The following is a 17,313-nucleotide window of genomic DNA, read 5'->3' as shown; positions in this document are numbered from 1 at the left end:
CACCATGCTCACAGACCTTCTCCGCCAGTCCCTCGCCGGACTGCGCGCCCTGCTCGTGCTCACCGTCGTCCTCGGCGTCGGCTACCCCCTCGCGGTCTGGGGCGTCGGTCAGCTCCTGGGTGAGCGCGCCACCGGCCAACCGGTCCACCACGACGGCATGGTCGTCGGCTCACGGCTCCTGGGCCAGAGCTTCGAGGGCGAGGCGTGGTTCCACTCCCGGCCCTCGGCGGGGGGCTACGACAGCCTGGCCTCGGCGCCCAGCAACCTGGGCCCCTCCAGCCCCGATCTGCTCGCGCTGATCGAGGAGCGGCGCGCCACGGTCGCCCAGACGGAGTCCATCGAGGAGTCCGAGGTGCCCCCGGACGCCCTGACCGCCTCCGGCTCCGGCCTCGACCCGCACATCTCCCCGGAGTATGCCGCCCTGCAGGTGCCGCGGGTCGCGCGCGCGACCGGGGTGAGCGAGGAGACCCTGCGCGAGCTCATCGCGGACAGCACCGCCGAGCGGGTGCTGGGCTTCCTCGGCGAGGTCGGGGTCAACGTGCTCGACCTGAACCTGGCCGTGCACCGGCGGACCTCCTAGGGAGGCGGGGGCGGCGTGGCGGAGACCGGCGTGGAGACTGTCCGCATGGAACGCGGGAGGCTGCGGGTCTACCTGGGCGCCGCCCCCGGCGTCGGCAAGACCTTCGCCATGCTCGACGAGGGGCATCGCCGGCTCCAGCGCGGCCGTGACGTCGTCGTGGGGTACGTCGAGACCCACGGGCGGGTGCACACCGCGGAGCAGCTGGTCGGCCTCGAGGTGGTGCCGCGGCGCCAGATCTCCTACCGCGGCACCTGCCAGGAGGAGATGGATCTCGACGCCGTGCTCGCGCGGAAGCCGGCGGTGGTGCTCGTGGACGAGCTGGCGCACAGCAACGTCCCGGGCAGCACCTTCGAGAAGCGGTGGCAGGACGTCGAGGCGATCCGCGACGCGGGGATCGAGGTGGTCACCACCGTCAACATCCAGCACCTGGAGTCCCTCAACGACGTCACCGAGGCGATCACCGGGGTGCGCCAGCGCGAAACGGTCCCCGATCAGCTGGTGCGCTCCGCGGACCAGATCGAGCTGGTCGACATGAGCCCGCAGTCGCTGCGGCGACGGATGGCGCACGGCAACATCTACTCCGCGGACAAGGTCGACGCAGCCCAGGCGCAGTACTTCCGCGAGGGCAACCTGACGGCGCTGCGCGAGCTCGCGCTGCTCTGGTTGGCCGACCGGGTCGAGGAGGGGCTGGACCGCTACCGCAGCGAGCACCGCATCGCGTCCAGTTGGCCGGCTCGCGAGCGGCTCGTCGTACCGGTCACCGGCGGGCCGGAGTCGAGCACGTTGATGAGACGCGCCGCCCGGATCGCCTCACGCGGCTCCGGCACCCAGTGGCGGGCCCTGTACGTGACGCGCAACGACGGTCTGACGACCGTGTCCCCCGACGAGCTGGCCCGGTTGCGGGGCAAGGCCGAGGAGCTGGGCGGCACGCTGCACACCGTGGTGGGTGACGACCCGGCCGAGGCGATCCTCGACTTCGCCCGGGCCGAGAACGCCACCCAGCTCATCGTCGGCGCCAGCCGCCGCGGACGGGTCTCGACGCTGCTGCGTCCCGGCGTCGGCGAGCGGGTCATCGCCGGTGCGGGGGACATCGACATCCACATCGTCACCCACGACTATGCGCGCACCGGCAGTCGGTGGCGACCCCCCGAGACCCTGAGCGCCCGCCGCCGTGGCCTGGGCTTCGCCTTCGGGGTGCTGGCGCCGCTCCTGCTCAGCCTGGTGCTGCTCTGGACCGACGACCTGCACGGTCTGCCGACCGAGGCGATGGCCTTGATGGTGGTGGTGGTGGCCACCGCGCTGATCGGCGGCCTGCTGCCTGCGGTGGTCTCGGCCCTGGGCAGCGGCCTGCTGCTCAATCTGCTGTTCACGCCTCCGGTGCGCACGCTGACCATCGAGGAGCCGGAGAACGCGTTCGCGATCCTGCTCTTCATCGTGGTGGGGATCGCCGTGGCGACCGTCGTCGACACCGCGGCTCGGCGTACCGCCCAAGCCACCAAGGCGCGCGCGGAGGCCGACGCCCTGACCGTGCTGTCACACAGCCTGCTCAACTCCAGCGACGACCTGGAGGGGCTGCTCGCCTCGGCCTGCGAGGTGTTCGGGGCGCGCGGGGCCTCGGTGCTGCGGCGCGCCGAGAGCGGTGTCGAGGAGGTCGTCGCCTGCCACGGCGCGGCCTCCACCTCCTCGGAGCGCGCCGACCTGGCCGCGGCGGTCGACGAGCGGACCACCCTGGTGCTGGAGGGCACCCCGCTCTCCGCGACGGACCGCGGACTGCTCAACGCGTACGCCGCCTACGCCAAGGTCATGGACGAACGCCGTCGTGCGGGGGCCGCCGAGGTGGAGCGGCACCGACTCGCCGAGACCGAGCGGACCCGCACCGCGCTGCTGGCGGCCGTCTCGCACGACCTGCGCTCGCCGCTCGCCGCCGTCAAGGCCGCCGTGTCGAGCCTGCGCAGCGCGGAGGTGGTGTGGTCGGCCCAGGACGAGGCCGACCTGCTGGAGACGATCGAGGAGTCCACCGACCGGCTGACCGCGCTGGTGGCGAACCTGCTGGACATGAGCCGGATCAACACCGGCACCCTGCAGGTCTCGCTGACGGCCGTGCCGTTGGCCTCGGTGGCGTGCAACGCGATCCGCGCGCTGGACGGGGGCGACCGGATCGAGGTCGACATCGATGAGGAGACCGACGTCCTGGCCGACCCCGGCCTGCTCGACCGGGTGGTCGCCAACGTGTGCGAGAACGCCCTGAAGTACACCCCCCGGAGCGCGCGGATCCGGGTCGACTCCGCGGAGAGCGCCGGAGTGGTCACTCTGCGGGTCGCGGACAGCGGCCCCGGGGTGCGCGACCGGGAGCACACCCGGCTGTTCGCACCGTTCCAGAGGCTCGGCGACGTCCCGCACCAGGACGGCGTGGGGCTCGGCCTGGCCGTGGCCCGCGGGTTCGTCGAGGCGATGGGTGGCACCATCAGCAACGAAGAGACCCCCGGCGGAGGGCTCACCTTCGTCGTCGAGCTCCAGACACCAGGCAGGGAACAGGAATGACGATCGCGCTCGTGGTCGATGACGACCCGGCCATCCTCCGCACGCTCTCGATCAACCTGCGGGCCCGCGACTACGACGTGGAGACCGCAGGCGACGGACGCTCGGCGCTCCAGATCGTCGACGAGAGGATGCCCGACGTCATCCTGCTCGACCTCGGGCTGCCCGACCTGGACGGGATCACGGTCCTGCGGCGGCTGCGGGCCTTCACGCAGGTCCCGGTGATCGTGGTCTCGGCCCGCACCGGCTCCGACGACAAGGTGGAGGCGCTCGACCTCGGTGCGGACGACTTCATCACCAAGCCGTTCTCGATCGAGGAGCTGCTGGCCAGGATCAGGGCGGTCACCCGGCGAGCGGGCGGCGAGGAGCCGGCGTTCTGCGTCCAGGTGGGGGACCTGGCGCTGGACATCGGAGACTCGCGAGCCTCACGCGACGGCGCCGAGATCCACCTCACGCCGACCGAGTGGAAGATCGTGGAGCACCTGGTGCGCCGACGTGGGCGCCTCGTGCGCCAGGGCGAGCTGCTCCAGGCGGTGTGGGGCCCCAGCTTCGAGCGACAGACCAACTACCTGCGCGTCCACATCGCCAGCATCCGGCGCAAGCTTGAGCCTGACCTTGCCCGGCCCACCCTGTTCGTGACCGAGCCCGGGATGGGCTACCGCTTCGCTCCGCACGCCTGAGCGGCGGGGCTAGCCTGGGGCCATGTTCGACCCTCGGGATCTGCGGGTCCCCGTCGTGGGCGCGCCGATGGCCGGAGGAGCCTCGGGCCCGGCGCTCGCCGCCGAGGTCTGTGAGGCCGGTGGTCTGGGGTATCTGGCCGCGGGCTACAAGCCGGCCGCCAAGGTGGCGTCCGAGGTCGAGGAGATGCGCCGGGCGACGTCAGGACCGGTCGGCCTCAACCTGTTCGTCGTCGAGCCGTACGACGCGCTTCCCGACGCGCTGGACGCGTACCGTCGTTCGTTGCTGCCCGAGGCCGCCCGGCGCGGGGTGAGTCTGGGCGACCCGCGCTGGGACGACGACGGGTGGGACGCGAAGCTGGGGCTGGTGCTGGACCTGCGCCCCGACGCGGTCTCGTTCACCTTCGGCTGCCCGAGCGTCCAGGTGTTTGGGCGCTTGGCTGAGCGGGGGATTCACTCGACCGTCACCGTGACGACGGTCGCGGAGGCGCGTGCAGCGGTGCAGCGCGGTGCTGACGCTCTCTGCGTCCAGGGGCCGGAGGCGGGCGGGCACCGAGGCGTCTGGGACCTCGAGGCCGAGCCGGACGCCCGCACCGACCTCGTGGAGCTGCTGGCCGCCATCGTTCCTCAAGTGGACGTCCCGGTGGTGGCGGCGGGTGGGCTCAGCGATGCGTCGGACGTCGAGGTGGTGAGGCGACGCGGTGCGGTGGCCGCCCAGGTGGGCACGGCCCTGTTGCTGGCCGACGAAGCGGGCACCCATCCGGTCCATCGCGCAGCCCTGGTCGACCCGACGTTCACCCACACCGAGCCGACCCGCGCCTTCACCGGCCGATGGGCCAGGGGCCTGAGCAACCGGTTCATGCGCGAGCACCGCGACGCACCGGCCGGCTACCCGCACCTGCACCACCTCACCGCACCACTGCGCGCGGCGGCTCTGGCGGCCGGCGACGCTCAGGCGGCCCACCTGTGGGCGGGGACCGGGTACACCGGCATCCGCGGGGCTCCGGCACGGGAGATCATCCGGTTGCTGACCCCATAGTTGGCGTCGCTAATGGGGCACGGAAGCGCGGCGCCGGCTGGCAGGTGAAGGGCGGAATGGCTGCGCCGCATGCCCCGCAGCTCGGGAGATCAGCCCGACCCGCATCCGCCCCACGGCATGCCGGGACGCTGGCGGAGGAAGAATCGACTGGTTCGCCTCTACGACGGATGTGCCGAGCGGCAGGCGGGGTCACGGGAAGAGCCGCACACTCACAGGCAGGCTTACTTGGAAAACACAAACGCTACCGTGGTGCACTACCTACTGTTAGGGCAGTGAGCCACCCTCCCTACGAGCCCTATCCGGTTTCGCCCTTCCCGAGCTACGCGCCCCCGCCGAGCGGCAACCAGGATAGGCCGTCGAAGACGCGGGCAGGCTGGGCCCTGGGACTGGCATGCTTCCCCTCCGTCATCACCTGGATCATCGCCGTGATCCTCGCGGCTCAGGTCATTTCGCGGTCAAGGGACGGCCGCGATCACGGCAAGGGCATGGCCGTGGCCGCCCTGTGCGTCGTGGGCGCCTGGGTGTTCGTCGGCATCATTGTCGGCACGCTGCTCCTTGTCGCAGGCGCCGAGCGTGACGATGACGGGCGGGTCACCGACGGCGGCCGAACCACGATCACCGGCTTGCGCGTCGGCGACTGCCTCCCCGCACCCGTAGCAAACGGTGACGAGCAACTGACTGTTCCCATCCTCCCGTGTTCCGAGCCACACGATGCCGAGGTGTACGCCAACTTCGATCTCGATGGCCAGTGGACGACCCGGGAGGAAGTGGACCAGATCAGTGCAGCTGGATGCCTGGAACGGTTCTCCGGCTACGTCGGCATCCCGGAGCACACGTCATCCTTGGAGGTGCTGTACTTCTCCCCGGGCAACGAGCTGTCCTTCAGCGAGGACAGCGGCGTCGTCTGCATCCTCGTCGCCCCCGAACCCGTCACCGCCTCGATCGAAGGCTCCAAGCAGTAGGGGCATACGAGCGCCGCGGAGTTAGCCGACGGTCTGGCCGGGAGTCGGCGAACTACTTTGCTTCCCCCAAGAAGATCGACGGCGGCAAGCGGCTACTCGCGCGCCGAGCGCGAACCTGCTCAGTTCAGCGTCGTTCGCCGACCTCCGCCTGCGCGATCCGTAGCGTCGCCCGCGCGGCCGGTGGCACACCGCCGTTCCCCTTTCGCTCGGTCACGGCGGCGTCCGGCAGGGCGGGGCGGCCCGGGGTGTACAACCAGGCTTCGAATAGGTCGTCCAGCTGCTCGCCCGAGATCCGCTCAGCGAGACGGATGAACGTCTCGGTCCGGACGAGCTCACCGCGCTGCGACCCTGCCCAGGCTCGCAGGATGCGGAAGAAGTCCTCGTCCCCGACTGCCAGTCGCAGCTGGTGTAGCGTCATGGCGCCTCGGAAGTAGACCGGGAACTCGAAGATCTGGTCGGCTCCCGGGTCCCCGATGGCGATCTGCCATCCGGGGTCCTCGGGCGGGATGAAGTCGTTGTAGAAGAAGTCGAAGGTCTCCTGCGCGGTGCCGAGCCCCTCGGCCTCGGACCACAACCACTCGGCGTACGTGGCGAAGCCCTCGTTGAGCCAGATGTCGCGCCAGCGGCGAAGGGTGAGGCTGTCTCCGTACCACTGGTGTGCGAGCTCGTGGACGACGACCGCGTCGCCGGAGACGGCGTCGGTGAAGAAGTCGAAGGCGTAGATGGGTCGGGTCTGGGTCTCGAGGGCGAACCCGAGGCCCTGGATGTCGTCCACGATCGCTCCGGCGTCGCGCCATGGGTACGGACCGAAGTAGCCGGACAGGAAGTCGATGATCTCCGGCTGTCGCGCCAGCGAGGCGTCGATGACGTCCCCGATCGGGCCGGGCGCTTCGGCCTGGGTGCCCACGATCCAGTCGTTCTCGTTGCCCGGGCTGCCCGCGGGCGGGCCCGGGACCGTCCATCCGTCGAGTCCGGTCTCGAACGAGGTGGCGCCCTCGCCCCACGAGGTCTCGACGTCGTCGACGGTGACACCGCCGAGGCTGACGGCGCTGTCACCGAGGTAGGTCAAGGAGAGCTCGATCTGCTGTCCGGCGAACCGGGAGAGGTCCACCTCCCACTCCTCGGGGCCGAACGACATGCCGCTCGCGGCGTTCCACTCGCCGGTCGGGCCGGTCGTGGCGCAGGTCCCCGTCTCCTCGTCGGCGGTCAGGTAGTGCTCGCCCAGGAACGGGTGCAGGGCGACCAGGCCGACGCAGTCGGCGCCGGTGTCCTGCGTGGTGTGGCCGGTCTCGTCGGCGAGGGTCGTCCACGCGGTACTGCCCACCGGGCGCGCCTCGACCAGGAAGAAGTCCCAGGTGGGCTCGGTCTGCCGGTGCGGGACGAAGCTCAGGGTGCCGCCGGCGGCGGGGACGGTCACGGTCCGGGCAAGGCGCTTGTACGCCGAGTCCGCCGCTTGGGAGATCGCCAGCCGGCTGCCGGTTGTCGGTGTGGTCGGGGTGTAGAGGTCCGGGTCGACGGCGTCGAGGTAGCGGATGCCGTCCTCGACGTAGCCGTCGAGGTCGAACTGTCCGACGTCGACGGTCACCAGGTAGCTCGCCATCGGGTCGGGTGCGTCCCAGGTCCAGGTCGTCCACCTGTGGTGTCGGTCGCGGTCGACCAAGCGGCCGTTGGCGACGGCTTCGAGCCCTTCCGGCACCGTGACGTGGAAGGTGTAGGCCGCGCGGTCGCTCGGGTGGTCGTTGACCGGGAACCACCCTGCTGCGCCGTGCGGCTGCCCCGCCACGATGAACCCGTCGTCGGTGGCGAAGAAGCCGGAGAGCCCGAGTCCGGGCTCGTCGAAGGGCTGGGGCACCCCGGAGTATTCGATGCGCACCACGAACCTCTCGCCGTGCCTCAGGTCGGAGGCCGGGGTGATGCGCAGCTCGTGCTCGTCGCGGGACCAGCCGGCTCGTTTGCCGTCGACGCGCAGGCTCTGGATGTGCAGTCCGACGAGGTCGAGGTTGAAGCGGGAGAGGTCCTGGGTCGCTCGAGCACGGAAGGTGGCGACGCCCGCGAGGACGTCGCTGCTGGGTCGGTAGGCCAGGCGCAGGTCGTAGTGCTTGACGTCGTAGCCACCGTTCCCGTCGAGCGGGAAGTACGGATCTCCGGATCCGGCGGCGCCTGGGCTGCCGGATCCGTCGTCACCGCCCTGGGGACCCGCCGTCGCGGGTGCGACGGCGAAGGCGGTCGCTGCGAAGACGGCCATCGCCGCGATCACAGCGACGCAGCGCCGATGAATGGGCGATGGCCTGCCGGCCAGATGCGGGTTGACGGGCATGTCCAGCTCCACTCCTCGGCGTCCACCGGAGCTGAACCGCGTGGGCCCAACCCCCCAGCCTTTCCACGGAACGCCTGCTTGCGTGCCTAGGTCAATCCGGCAAATGCGGTAGGCAGGTGCGTGACTACTTGACCTCGGAACGGCGCAGGGAGAGCAGCCCGACGATGAGGGGAACAACAATCCAGATCATCGTGGTCGAGCCGAGCATCGCCCACTCCTCGCCGGTGTTCGTGGCGCCCTCGAAGAGTTCCACCTGCGTGTAGTTCCAGTCGATCCACGGCTGCAGGTCCAGGAACCATTCCCGCACCGACGCGAGCAGCGCCAGGATGCCGGGCAGCACGAGCGAGACCACGAAATACCCGACGATCGCCGCGGCCGAGGCCCTCAGCACCACGCCGAGCGTGAAGCCGATCGCCATCCCGACCAGGTTGCCGAGCACGATCTGGGGTGCGGTGGACAGCGACACGTCCCAGACGGTGTCGACGCCGGCGAGCGCAGAGCCGGCCAGGTTGCCGACGGCGCCCACCGCGAAGGCGACGGCCATCGAGCCGAGGCCCACCAGGACGGCCGCGACCGCCTTGGCGCCGATCACCCGTCCGCGGCTCGGCACCAGGGCGAACGTGGTGAGACCACTGCGCTGGCTCCACTCACTGGTGACGGCCAGGATCGCGATCATCGGCAGGATCACCGACATGGGGAAGCCGATCGCGGTCGCGAAGCTCTCGTAGGTGACGGCGCTGTCGGGAGCGAAGATGATCACCGCCCCGGTCGCGATGACCGACAGGACGCCGATGCTGAGGAGCATCCAGAATCCCGAGCGGGTGTTGAACATCTTGCGCAGCTCGACCTTGACTAGCCGAGTGGTCGGGATGGGACGGGCGGTCCGGCGGACCGGTGCGGCCTCGGTGGTGGTGGCCGGCGGGACGATCGTGGCGGTCATGACGCAACTCCTTCGCGTTGGGTGTCGGCAGTGAGCGACAGGAACATGTCTTCGAGCCCGGCGCCCTCGGCGGACCGGAGCTCGGTGAGGGCGATGCCGGCGGCCAGGGCCGCGGCCCCGACCCGGGCGGGGTCGGCATCGGTGCGGACCGAACCGTCCCCGGCGAGCGTGGTGGGGATCCCGGCCTGCTCGAGCGCGTGAGCGAGGTCGCGCGGTGACGTCGAGCGGGCGAGCGTCCCGGCCGCGGCGAGGAGCTCTTCCTTGCTGCCGGACGCGACGATCTTGCCGTTGCCGATGACGACCAGGTCGTCGGCGATGACCTCGATCTCGTGGAGCAGGTGTGAGGACAGCAGCACCGTGCCGCCCTCACTGGCGAAGCCCGTCAGCAGGTCGCGCATCCATCGGATCCCTGCGGGGTCGAGTCCGTTGGCGGGCTCGTCGAGGATCAGCACCTCGGGGTCTCCGAGGAGTGCCGTGGCGATACCGAGCCGCTGGCGCATGCCGAGCGAGTAGTTGCGCACCCGGCGCTTGGCCTCGGCGGGGGTCAGGCTCACCAGTTCCAGCATCTCGTCGACGCGAGAGCCGGGCAGGCCCATCGTGGCGGCGGCGACCGCGAGGATCTCGCGGCCGGTGCGACCGGCGTGCTGCGCGGAGGCGTCCAGCAGCACGCCCACCTGCAGGCCGGGGTTGGGGAGGTCGGCGAAGCGTTCTCCGTTGATGGTCGCGGAGCCCGAGGTCGGGACGGTCAGACCGACCATCACGCGCATCGCGGTGGACTTGCCGGCGCCGTTGGGACCGAGGAACCCGGTCACGCGGCCGTGCTGGGCGGTGAAGGAGACGTCGTCCACGGCGGTGAAGCCGCCATACCTCCGGGTCAGGGACTCGACAGTGATCATCGGCTCAACCCTCGCGTTCGGGTGCGCTGGACATGGTGGCCTCCTGTGTCGGCCTGCACCGGGTGCGCAGGACCTGACTCCACCGTGACGGCGCTCGTGCCCGCCGGGCATCGGCCGTGAGGCTCCGAGCCCGTCATGCCTTCGGCCGGGGGGCGGGGGGCCGGGTCAGACTTTCGGCCGGTCCCGGGGCGGCGCTGTTTCCCTACGCTGAGGGGGTGAGCAATCCACTGCGGTCCCTGCTGGAGGAACCTCGGCCCTCGGCCCCACCCGTCCGGGTATGGCGGGACTGGGCGCTGCTGGCGGTCGTGACGGTCTCCGGGGTACTGGAGGGTGTCCTGCGTGAGGACCTGCCGCTCCGAGGGCTGTCGGTGGTGATGGCGGTCGGGCTGGCGCCGCTGCTGCTATGGAGGCGTACCCACCCGCTCGCAGTGGTCGCGACCGCCTTCGGCGTGACCGCGGTCGTCGACATCGCGCTGATGGCGGTTGATGCACCGGCGCTCGACATGAACACGATGGTCTACCTCCTGCTGCTGCCCTACTCACTCTTCCGGTGGGGGTCCGGCCGAGAGGCGGCGGCGGGAATGGCGCTCATCCTGGCCACGGCCACCATGGCGCTCTTCACCAACTGGACCGGGACGGCCGACGCGATCGGCGGGGTCGCGGTCCTGATGTGCGCGTTCGCCCTGGGCTGGGCCGTGCGTTCGCAGCACGGCGCCCGGGAAAGGGGGCTCGAGCAGGTGAAGGCTGAGGAGCGGGTCCTGTTGGCGCGCGAGCTGCACGACACGGTGGCCCACCACGTCTCTGCCATCGCCGTCCAGGCCCAGGCAGGGCGCGCCCTGGCGGCGACCAGCCCGTCGTCGCCGCTCGAGGCACTGGAGGTGATCGAGGTGGAGGCGTCGCGCACGCTCGCGGAGATGCGGGCGATGGTCCGGGTACTGCGCAACGAGGCGCCCGCCGACTACGCCCCGCAGCCCGGTGTCGCCGACCTCGAGCGGCTGTCCGGGACCTCGCCTGCCGGGGCGCGGGTGGAGGTCAGGGTCACGGGCGACCTTGTCCTCCCGGCGGCGATCGACGCCGCCGTCTTCCGGATCGCCCAGGAGGCGGTCACCAATGCCCTGCGGCATGCCCGGAACGCCAGCCTGATCGACGTGCGCATCGTCGGCGACGAGTCGACGGTCAGCCTCGTCGTCCGTGACGACGGTGATCCGGGCGCAGCCGACCCCGCCCCGGAAGCGGGGTTCGGGCTGACCGGGATGGTGGAACGCGCACTGCTCCTGGGTGGCGCGTGCCGGGCAGGTCCCTGCCCCGGTCGCGGCTGGGCCGTCAGCGCGACACTGCCGCGGCAGGTGTCGGCGTGAGCATCCGGGTGCTGGTCGCCGACGACCAGGATCTCGTGCGGACCGGACTGCGACTGATCCTCGGCACCCTGGACGGCATCGAGGTCGTGGGGGAGGCACGCGATGGGCAGGAGGCGGTGCGGCTGGCCCGCGAGCTCCGTCCCGACGTGTGCCTGATGGACATCCGGATGCCCGTCCTCGACGGGGTCGAGGCGACGCGCCTGCTGGCCGGGCCGGGCGTCGAGGACCCGGTCGCGGTCGTCGTGATCACCACCTTCGACCTGGACGAGTACGTGCACGGCGCGCTGTCGGCCGGCGCCACCGGCTTCCTGCTGAAGGACGCCGGACCCGAGCTGCTCGGTGAGGCGATCCGGGCGGCCACCCGAGGCGACACGCTGATCTCGCCCAGCATCACCCGCCGGTTGCTGTCGACGTTCGCGGGCACGGGGCGGGCAGCTCCTCCCGCCCAGCCCCTCGACCCGCTCACCGAACGTGAGGAGCAGGTGCTGCTCACCATCGCGCGGGGTCGCACGAACGCCGAGATCGCCGCCGAGCTCCACATCAGCCTCAGCACGGTGAAGACCCACATCGGCAGCCTCATGGCCAAGCTCGGCGCCCGTAACCGGGTGGAGGTCGCGATGTGGGGGTATGAGACCGGCCGGGTCCGGGAGTAGAGCCCGGCCGATCCGCGCTCTCCCGCCTCGGGACGGTTTGCGGACTGCTCAGACCGGCAGAGGTGGAATGCGCGTGGTCTCGACGGGGTCGGTCCGGACGGGCTCTCCGGTCCATGCCGCGACGACCTCGCGGTAGGCGAGTGTGTGCTGATAGCCGCTGTGGGTGTTCACCGTCGGTCCGGCATCTCCGACGATCACGTCGGGCACTTCGCGGACATAGGTGTCGGGCGGCCGGTCCACATCGCTGAAGACCCGGAAGCCGAGGGGATCGGAGCGGCGGAACAGGTTCACCCAGGCACCGCCGGCGGTGTGCAGGCGGCCCGCGAGGCTCTCCGGCTTTGCTTCCCAGGGCGGGGACGAAGCGTCGGAGGTCGTGACCGGCGCGTCCGGCCAGGCGCAGGTCAGACGTGTCATCCTCGGCGTCGGTTCGTAGCCGATCTGGTCTGGACCGAAGACCGCAGGAAAGACCCGTCCGTAGAGCGCGCGGATCTGGCTGCCGTAGGTGATCACCCGAGTCCGTTTCAGGTCGGCGCTGGGGAGCCGGCTGAGCACGGCGCAGACGATGACCGAGCCCTGCGAGTGACCGGACAGGACGACCTGGTTGCCGGCCCGGAGGTCCGTCCCGTCCTTGTCGTAGTGCAGCGCCCAGTCCACCCGCGTGCGCAGTTCGGGGACCACCCGTTCGGCGTAGCAGGGCGGTGCCAGCGGATGGGCCGCCCGTGGCCAGAAGGTGGTGAGGTCCCACAGCACCCCGACCCCCTTGCGCGTCCCTTCCGACGTACGGACCCGTGAGGCCAGCAGCACCAGCCCGGCGCCGAGCGCGAGCGCGACGTACATGCCGAGGGTGGCCAGGGGAGCGAGGACCTCCCAGATCTCCCAGGGCGCCTTGTTCCCTCCCGCGGACACGACGATGAGGCTGATCGCGAGCACCGAGGTGATCGCACCGATGACGTCGAGGAGCCGCTCGGCGCGGTGGGCGAATGCCGCGCGACGGCGAGCCTTGCGACACTCGGACCGGTAGCCGGGCGGGATCTCCTGCTCGACCAGCTCGTCGATGGCCGGATGGCTGCGACGGAAGGACCACACCGCGATCAGCATCCAGCCGAGGATCGCGACCAGCCACGCGGTCTGCGCCAGCGGTGACCAGATCAGGACCTGCGGTACGACGAGTGGCACCGCAGGCGCGGACGACGGGCGCAGCTCCACCGAGTCCTCACTGGCGATGCGGATCCCCGCCTCGCCGTCGGTCGCGCCTTCGGGTTCGACGTCGGCCAGCTCGAGCAGGCCGCCGACGAGGAACCTGCGCGACTCCGCTGAGCACGGGCTCTGGTCGGTCAACCGCACGCAGGAGTCCTCGATCCGCAACCTGTCGGAGTCGAGGATGAGCACGCCCTCCTCGAGTCGGGTGCGCCCCTTCTGCAGGGCCACACCGTCGAGATCGGCCACCGCCTCTTCGTCGACGTCGAAGATCCGCTCTGACTCCACGGTTCCGGAGCGGATCACCGGTTGCCCTCCCTCGAGCGTGATCACCGCGTCGCGTACGACGACGTCGCCCGTCAGCGCGAGGGTCGAGCCATCGCCGGACTGCATGACCGCCTCGGTGGCGATGGAGGTCGAGGAGTCGCCGAGTCGCGAGACCAGGTCGTCGACGCCGTGGTCCGCGCCGTTGAGGTAGTCCGCCGCGGCAGTCACGATGCCGGTCGTGAACAGCAAGGCGACCCACGCCGCCGCCGCCAGCATCACCGAGGCGCCCGCGCCGTTCCAGGCCTCCTGCCGGTGTCTACGACCGTTCCTGACCTGCCAGACCCCCAAGACGACGACGAGCACCCCGGCAGCCACGATTCCCGCGACCCGCCAGGCCGTCGCCGCTCCGGGGAGCGCGTCGAGGTGACCGAGGTGGCTGGTCATCGCGCCGGCGGCCAGGAGGACGACCACGAGCACGGTGACGATGCACCACCGTGGCGACATCCGTTCGCTGGTGAACAGCGCCAGGTGCACGGCGGTGAGGGAGACGAAGACGCCGATGAACCAGGTGTTGTCGCCGACGTAATCGACCTGCTGGTTCACGTCGCCGGAATGCATCCACAGCAACCCGAGGTGGGCTGCGACGGCCGTGCACATCGCGCCCAGCAGTACGCCGGGCACCCGCCGGTGCCATCCGGCGTACCCGTCCGGTCGAGCTCGTCGTCCCGCCAGAGCACGGCCGTCGTACTCGACGTCGTCAGGGTGCAGCGTCATCGCCCACCCGGTCGCGAGCCCGGCCAGAACGAGCGCGATCAGGAACGTGGCGTCGAGCAGGCCCCCACCGCCCACTTGGTGGTTGACGACGTGACCGCCCGAGAACGCCACCACGGTCGCGAGGGCCACGGTGAGGTGGACCCGCTGCAGCTGCTGCGTGCGGAGCTTGCCGTTCCAGAGCCTGGGGTGTCGCAACACCAGCGTCCGGTCGAGAGGCTCCCGGCCGCCGAACGTGACCTCCTCGTAGCGCAGCAGCGACTGTCGGGAGAGGAACCACAGCCCCGCGACGAAGAGGAGCGGAAGCACGCTGCCGACGGCGAGGCGTTGGGTGGCCGACAGGTCGGCCATCCAGTCGAGTGCGCCGGGCAGCGTCTCGCAACCGGGGCTGTCGCCGCGGTAGCACTGCCACGCGATGAAGTCGACGCCGATCATGGCGGGGATCAACACCATGAACGCCGTGAGCAGCAGCCCGCCGAGCCGGGTCAGTCGAGCGCTCCACAGCGCCGTCCGCCCGCTCGACGCGAGCTGGAGCCGTGCCCAGTACGCCAGATTCGCCAGCGCGAACGGCAGCAACAACAGCCACAGCGCCCGCTGGACCCAGCCGAGGAAGCCTCGTACGCCGGAGGTGAGCGTGCCCCAGGAGTACGCCTCGACCGCGACCGGCAGACCCTCCAGCCTGCGGTAGGGAATCTCTCCGCTCCTCGACCGGTACACGCCTGTCAGGTTGTCGCCGGCGACCTGGCGCACCTCGCCCATGTCGAGACCGAGCATCGCTGCGGGGGAGGTGCCGTGGACTCCGTGGACCCGCAGCTCGACCGTTTCTCGCCGCGGACCCTTGCCCTCCGTCATCTGAACGGCTTAGCAGAGTGCCTGGGGCTGGGCAACACCCAGCCTGTCGGACACGAGCCGAGCCACGCTCCATGAGCTGCGTGCCACATGGCCGAGGCGGCCTATCGGATCATCCAGGAGTCGCTGACCAATGTCATCCGACACTCGATGGCCAAGCACGCGACCGTCCGACTCGACCAGGACGGCCACCGGCTGCGGATCGCGGTCGTCGATCACGGGCCTGCGCGACCGGACTCGATCGTGACATCGGCCGGCTTCGGGATCGTCGGGATGACAGGCCGGGCGCAGGCTGTCGGCGGCGAGCTGTCCGCCGGGCCTGGCGAGTCCGGAGGATTCGAGGTACGGGCCAGCCTGCCGCTACCGGAGATCTGGCGGGTGCCGTCGTGATCCGGGTCCTGCTCGCCGACGACCAGACCCTGGTGCGCGGCGCGTTCGCGCTGCTGGTCGACTCCGCTGCGGACATGGAGGTGCGGGGGAGGGACGTGACCTGTACGCGAGCGTCCGGCTCTCTCCGCCGGCCGAGCGCGAGCACTGGGACGAAGCGCTGGTTCCGGGGCGCTAAAGAGCGCAACATACCGGCGTTGTCGGTCCAGAGAACGGGAACCGTCAGTGCAGCTGATGCGTCGAAAGGTCGTGGGCAGACCGACGCACTGCATTCGCTACGCCGCCGTGCTCATCTCTGCGGTGCTTTCAACCGGCTGCATCAGCAGCACGCCGACGACGGCACCAGCGTCCACCGAGGAGCCCAGCGCCACGCCGTTCATCAGCGTCTACACGCACTGTGGGGTCGAGATCGTCCGTATCGACGGGCGCTGGTGGCACGCCAGTCCTCCGCTTTACAACCAGGAGGGGAGCGGTCCACCGGCTGAGTGGGGTGACCCTCATCAAGCGGGAGTGCTGACGATGGAGTCGGCGGACCGCGCAGTCTTCGAGGCACTGGGACAGCGCGTCGTATTCGTGCCCGCTTCTGACAACGAGCCGGTTGGCGTCTGCCGGTAAGGCGTGACGAAGGGTGCCTGGCAGAGGGGCACGCTCATTGGCAGATCCGCACGTCCGCCTCGCGGCGGTAGGACGCACTGGCAACCTGTGCGAGGCCCTCCGAACGACTCGCCGGCGGTCGGAGGTTTCGCGGCACTGTTAGTCCCTGCCTAGGCCAATGGTGCGTCGTTCCGCCGTAGGACTTGACGTGCAGGTCGGTCGGCGCGAGCGTCTTATCAGGCACAAAGGAGATGGTGAAGCTATGAGCAAGCAGCCTGCTGAAGGATCGGAGTCCCAGACGCCCGAAGATCAGGACGACGCCGAGCGCGACCCGCTGGACGGTGAGGGTGGCGGGGAGGGCATCGAACTGACGATGGGTGAACCCAACTCGTTCGAACCAGAAGAGGACCCTGGGGCCAGTCGCAACACGGAACCTGACTGACAAAAGCGACCAATGCCGCCCGCTGCCTTGCCCGGCCGCTGCGGTACACAATGTGCGTTTGAAGCGGCGTCGGCGGTACTAGGAGGGCAGCGCGCGATAGCGCTTTCGCGGTGGAGCGGGCGTGCCCTGCTGGCACCGATGAAGTGCTGCGCGGCAACAGCGGGGCCGCCAGCCAGGGGAGCCCGCGCCACTAACTGATCGGATGATCGTGGACCGCCGACGAAAGGTGCACGCCATTCAGTTCGAGGTAGAGCTGCCGCTCGGTAACAGTGAGCGTGAGCGCGTTGCGGCGCTCGATCGCGTCCACGGCGGAATCGATGAACCTGGGATCAAAGTTGTGCAGGACGATTTCGCTGGAGCGATGTATTTTCGCGCCCGCCCACTGCGCCAGCACCCTGGTGTGGTCGCGGTGCGTGTAGATGGTCGTGCGCTCAGCAGCCTTGCTGCCCGCGTGAAGGCGCGCGGCGTCCGGCGCCCCAACCTCGATCCAGGCCAGCAGCTTCCCGCTTAGGTCGCGCACGAGCACCGCCGGGTCGGCGGCCGCCGAGATCCCCTCGCTGAACGCGATGCCCTCTTCGTATTCGAGGCAGTAGGCGAGCACACGCGTCACGAGGTACGCCTCGGTTTCTGACGGATGCCGCGCCGCCCGAAGCGTGAACTGCTCGTAGACGCCCCGATCCATGTCGGCCAGCTCGATCTCGAACGTGTGCATCGTCGCGCCGGCTGCCATGGGGCAATGCTGGCCTACATCGCGTCCTGAAGTCGAATGGCCTGAATCGCCGGGGGGAAACGAGGAAACGTCGCGACGTGTCAGCGACAAGGCCTTGTCGTCCCTCGGAAAGGGGC

14 protein-coding genes are annotated in these 17,313 nt (G+C 70.3%); 9 read left to right on the top strand and 5 right to left on the bottom strand.

Annotation, left to right across the window (positions count from 1 at the left end; genetic code table 11):
- The first annotated feature begins 4 nt into the window (after positions 1-4).
- From kdpC to AC6EI4_RS11665, 5 genes are all read left to right on the top strand, one after another.
- The gene (gene kdpC / locus AC6EI4_RS11685; protein ID WP_498451554.1) at positions 5-580 is read left to right on the top strand and encodes a potassium-transporting ATPase subunit KdpC; all 576 of its coding nucleotides are present in this window, start codon (positions 5-7) and stop codon (positions 578-580) included.
- 45 nt (positions 581-625) lie between these two features.
- Positions 626-3,121 (top strand): ATP-binding protein, encoded by a 2,496-nt coding sequence (locus tag AC6EI4_RS11680; RefSeq protein ID WP_498451553.1) that lies wholly within the window; start codon positions 626-628, stop codon positions 3,119-3,121.
- A complete protein-coding gene (locus AC6EI4_RS11675; protein ID WP_498451552.1) occupies positions 3,118-3,798 on the top strand; it encodes a response regulator transcription factor in 681 nt (226 codons plus the stop codon). Before AC6EI4_RS11680 ends, AC6EI4_RS11675 begins: the two co-directional genes overlap by 4 nt.
- A gap of 22 nt (positions 3,799-3,820) precedes the next feature.
- Complete coding sequence (locus AC6EI4_RS11670; protein WP_498451551.1) at positions 3,821-4,834, top strand: nitronate monooxygenase; 1,014 nt, start codon at positions 3,821-3,823, stop codon at positions 4,832-4,834.
- A gap of 272 nt (positions 4,835-5,106) precedes the next feature.
- On the top strand, positions 5,107-5,796 hold the full coding sequence (locus AC6EI4_RS11665) for a septum formation family protein (RefSeq protein WP_498425047.1): 690 nt from the start codon (positions 5,107-5,109) through the stop codon (positions 5,794-5,796).
- Between the two features lie 124 nt (positions 5,797-5,920).
- Here AC6EI4_RS11665 and AC6EI4_RS11660 read toward each other — a convergent pair whose 3' ends face one another.
- The 3 genes from AC6EI4_RS11660 to AC6EI4_RS11650 form a co-directional block, all read right to left on the bottom strand.
- On the bottom strand, positions 5,921-8,041 hold the full coding sequence (locus tag AC6EI4_RS11660; protein ID WP_498451550.1) for a M1 family metallopeptidase: 2,121 nt from the start codon (positions 8,039-8,041) through the stop codon (positions 5,921-5,923).
- 196 nt (positions 8,042-8,237) lie between these two features.
- Positions 8,238-9,053: an ABC-2 transporter permease gene (locus AC6EI4_RS11655; protein ID WP_498425045.1), complete on the bottom strand. Its 816-nt coding sequence runs from the start codon at positions 9,051-9,053 to the stop codon at positions 8,238-8,240.
- Positions 9,050-9,949 (bottom strand): ABC transporter ATP-binding protein, encoded by a 900-nt coding sequence (locus AC6EI4_RS11650; RefSeq protein WP_498451549.1) that lies wholly within the window; start codon positions 9,947-9,949, stop codon positions 9,050-9,052. Before AC6EI4_RS11650 ends, AC6EI4_RS11655 begins: the two co-directional genes overlap by 4 nt.
- Before the next feature lie 215 nt (positions 9,950-10,164).
- Between AC6EI4_RS11650 and AC6EI4_RS11645 the strand changes: the two genes are divergently transcribed.
- Both AC6EI4_RS11645 and AC6EI4_RS11640 read left to right on the top strand, forming a co-directional pair.
- Positions 10,165-11,307, top strand: a complete 1,143-nt coding sequence (locus tag AC6EI4_RS11645; RefSeq protein WP_498425043.1) for a sensor histidine kinase — start codon at positions 10,165-10,167, stop codon at positions 11,305-11,307.
- The gene (locus tag AC6EI4_RS11640; RefSeq protein ID WP_498451548.1) at positions 11,304-11,960 is read left to right on the top strand and encodes a response regulator; all 657 of its coding nucleotides are present in this window, start codon (positions 11,304-11,306) and stop codon (positions 11,958-11,960) included. Before AC6EI4_RS11645 ends, AC6EI4_RS11640 begins: the two co-directional genes overlap by 4 nt.
- A gap of 48 nt (positions 11,961-12,008) precedes the next feature.
- On the opposite strand, the gene AC6EI4_RS11635 is transcribed toward AC6EI4_RS11640, so the two are convergent.
- Positions 12,009-15,047: a hypothetical protein gene (locus AC6EI4_RS11635; RefSeq protein WP_498451547.1), complete on the bottom strand. Its 3,039-nt coding sequence runs from the start codon at positions 15,045-15,047 to the stop codon at positions 12,009-12,011.
- An 87-nt stretch (positions 15,048-15,134) separates the two neighbouring features.
- Between AC6EI4_RS11635 and AC6EI4_RS11630 the strand changes: the two genes are divergently transcribed.
- Both AC6EI4_RS11630 and AC6EI4_RS11625 read left to right on the top strand, forming a co-directional pair.
- Positions 15,135-15,434 carry a sensor histidine kinase gene (locus AC6EI4_RS11630; protein ID WP_498451546.1) on the top strand — a complete coding sequence of 100 codons (300 nt, stop codon included), beginning with the start codon at positions 15,135-15,137 and terminating at the stop codon, positions 15,432-15,434.
- Positions 15,435-16,287: 853 nt separating this feature from the next.
- A complete protein-coding gene (locus AC6EI4_RS11625; RefSeq protein WP_498424942.1) occupies positions 16,288-16,467 on the top strand; it encodes a hypothetical protein in 180 nt (59 codons plus the stop codon).
- A 190-nt stretch (positions 16,468-16,657) separates the two neighbouring features.
- Here the strand turns inward: AC6EI4_RS11625 and AC6EI4_RS11620 are convergent, their stop codons facing one another.
- Entirely contained in the window at positions 16,658-17,197 is a 540-nt protein-coding gene (locus tag AC6EI4_RS11620; RefSeq protein ID WP_498451545.1) for a YaeQ family protein, read from the bottom strand.
- Positions 17,198-17,313 lie beyond the last annotated feature (116 nt).

It is taken from the genome of Nocardioides sp. Z43_10 (genome assembly GCF_059766615.1).
This window is presented reverse-complemented; position numbering and strand designations above follow the sequence as displayed.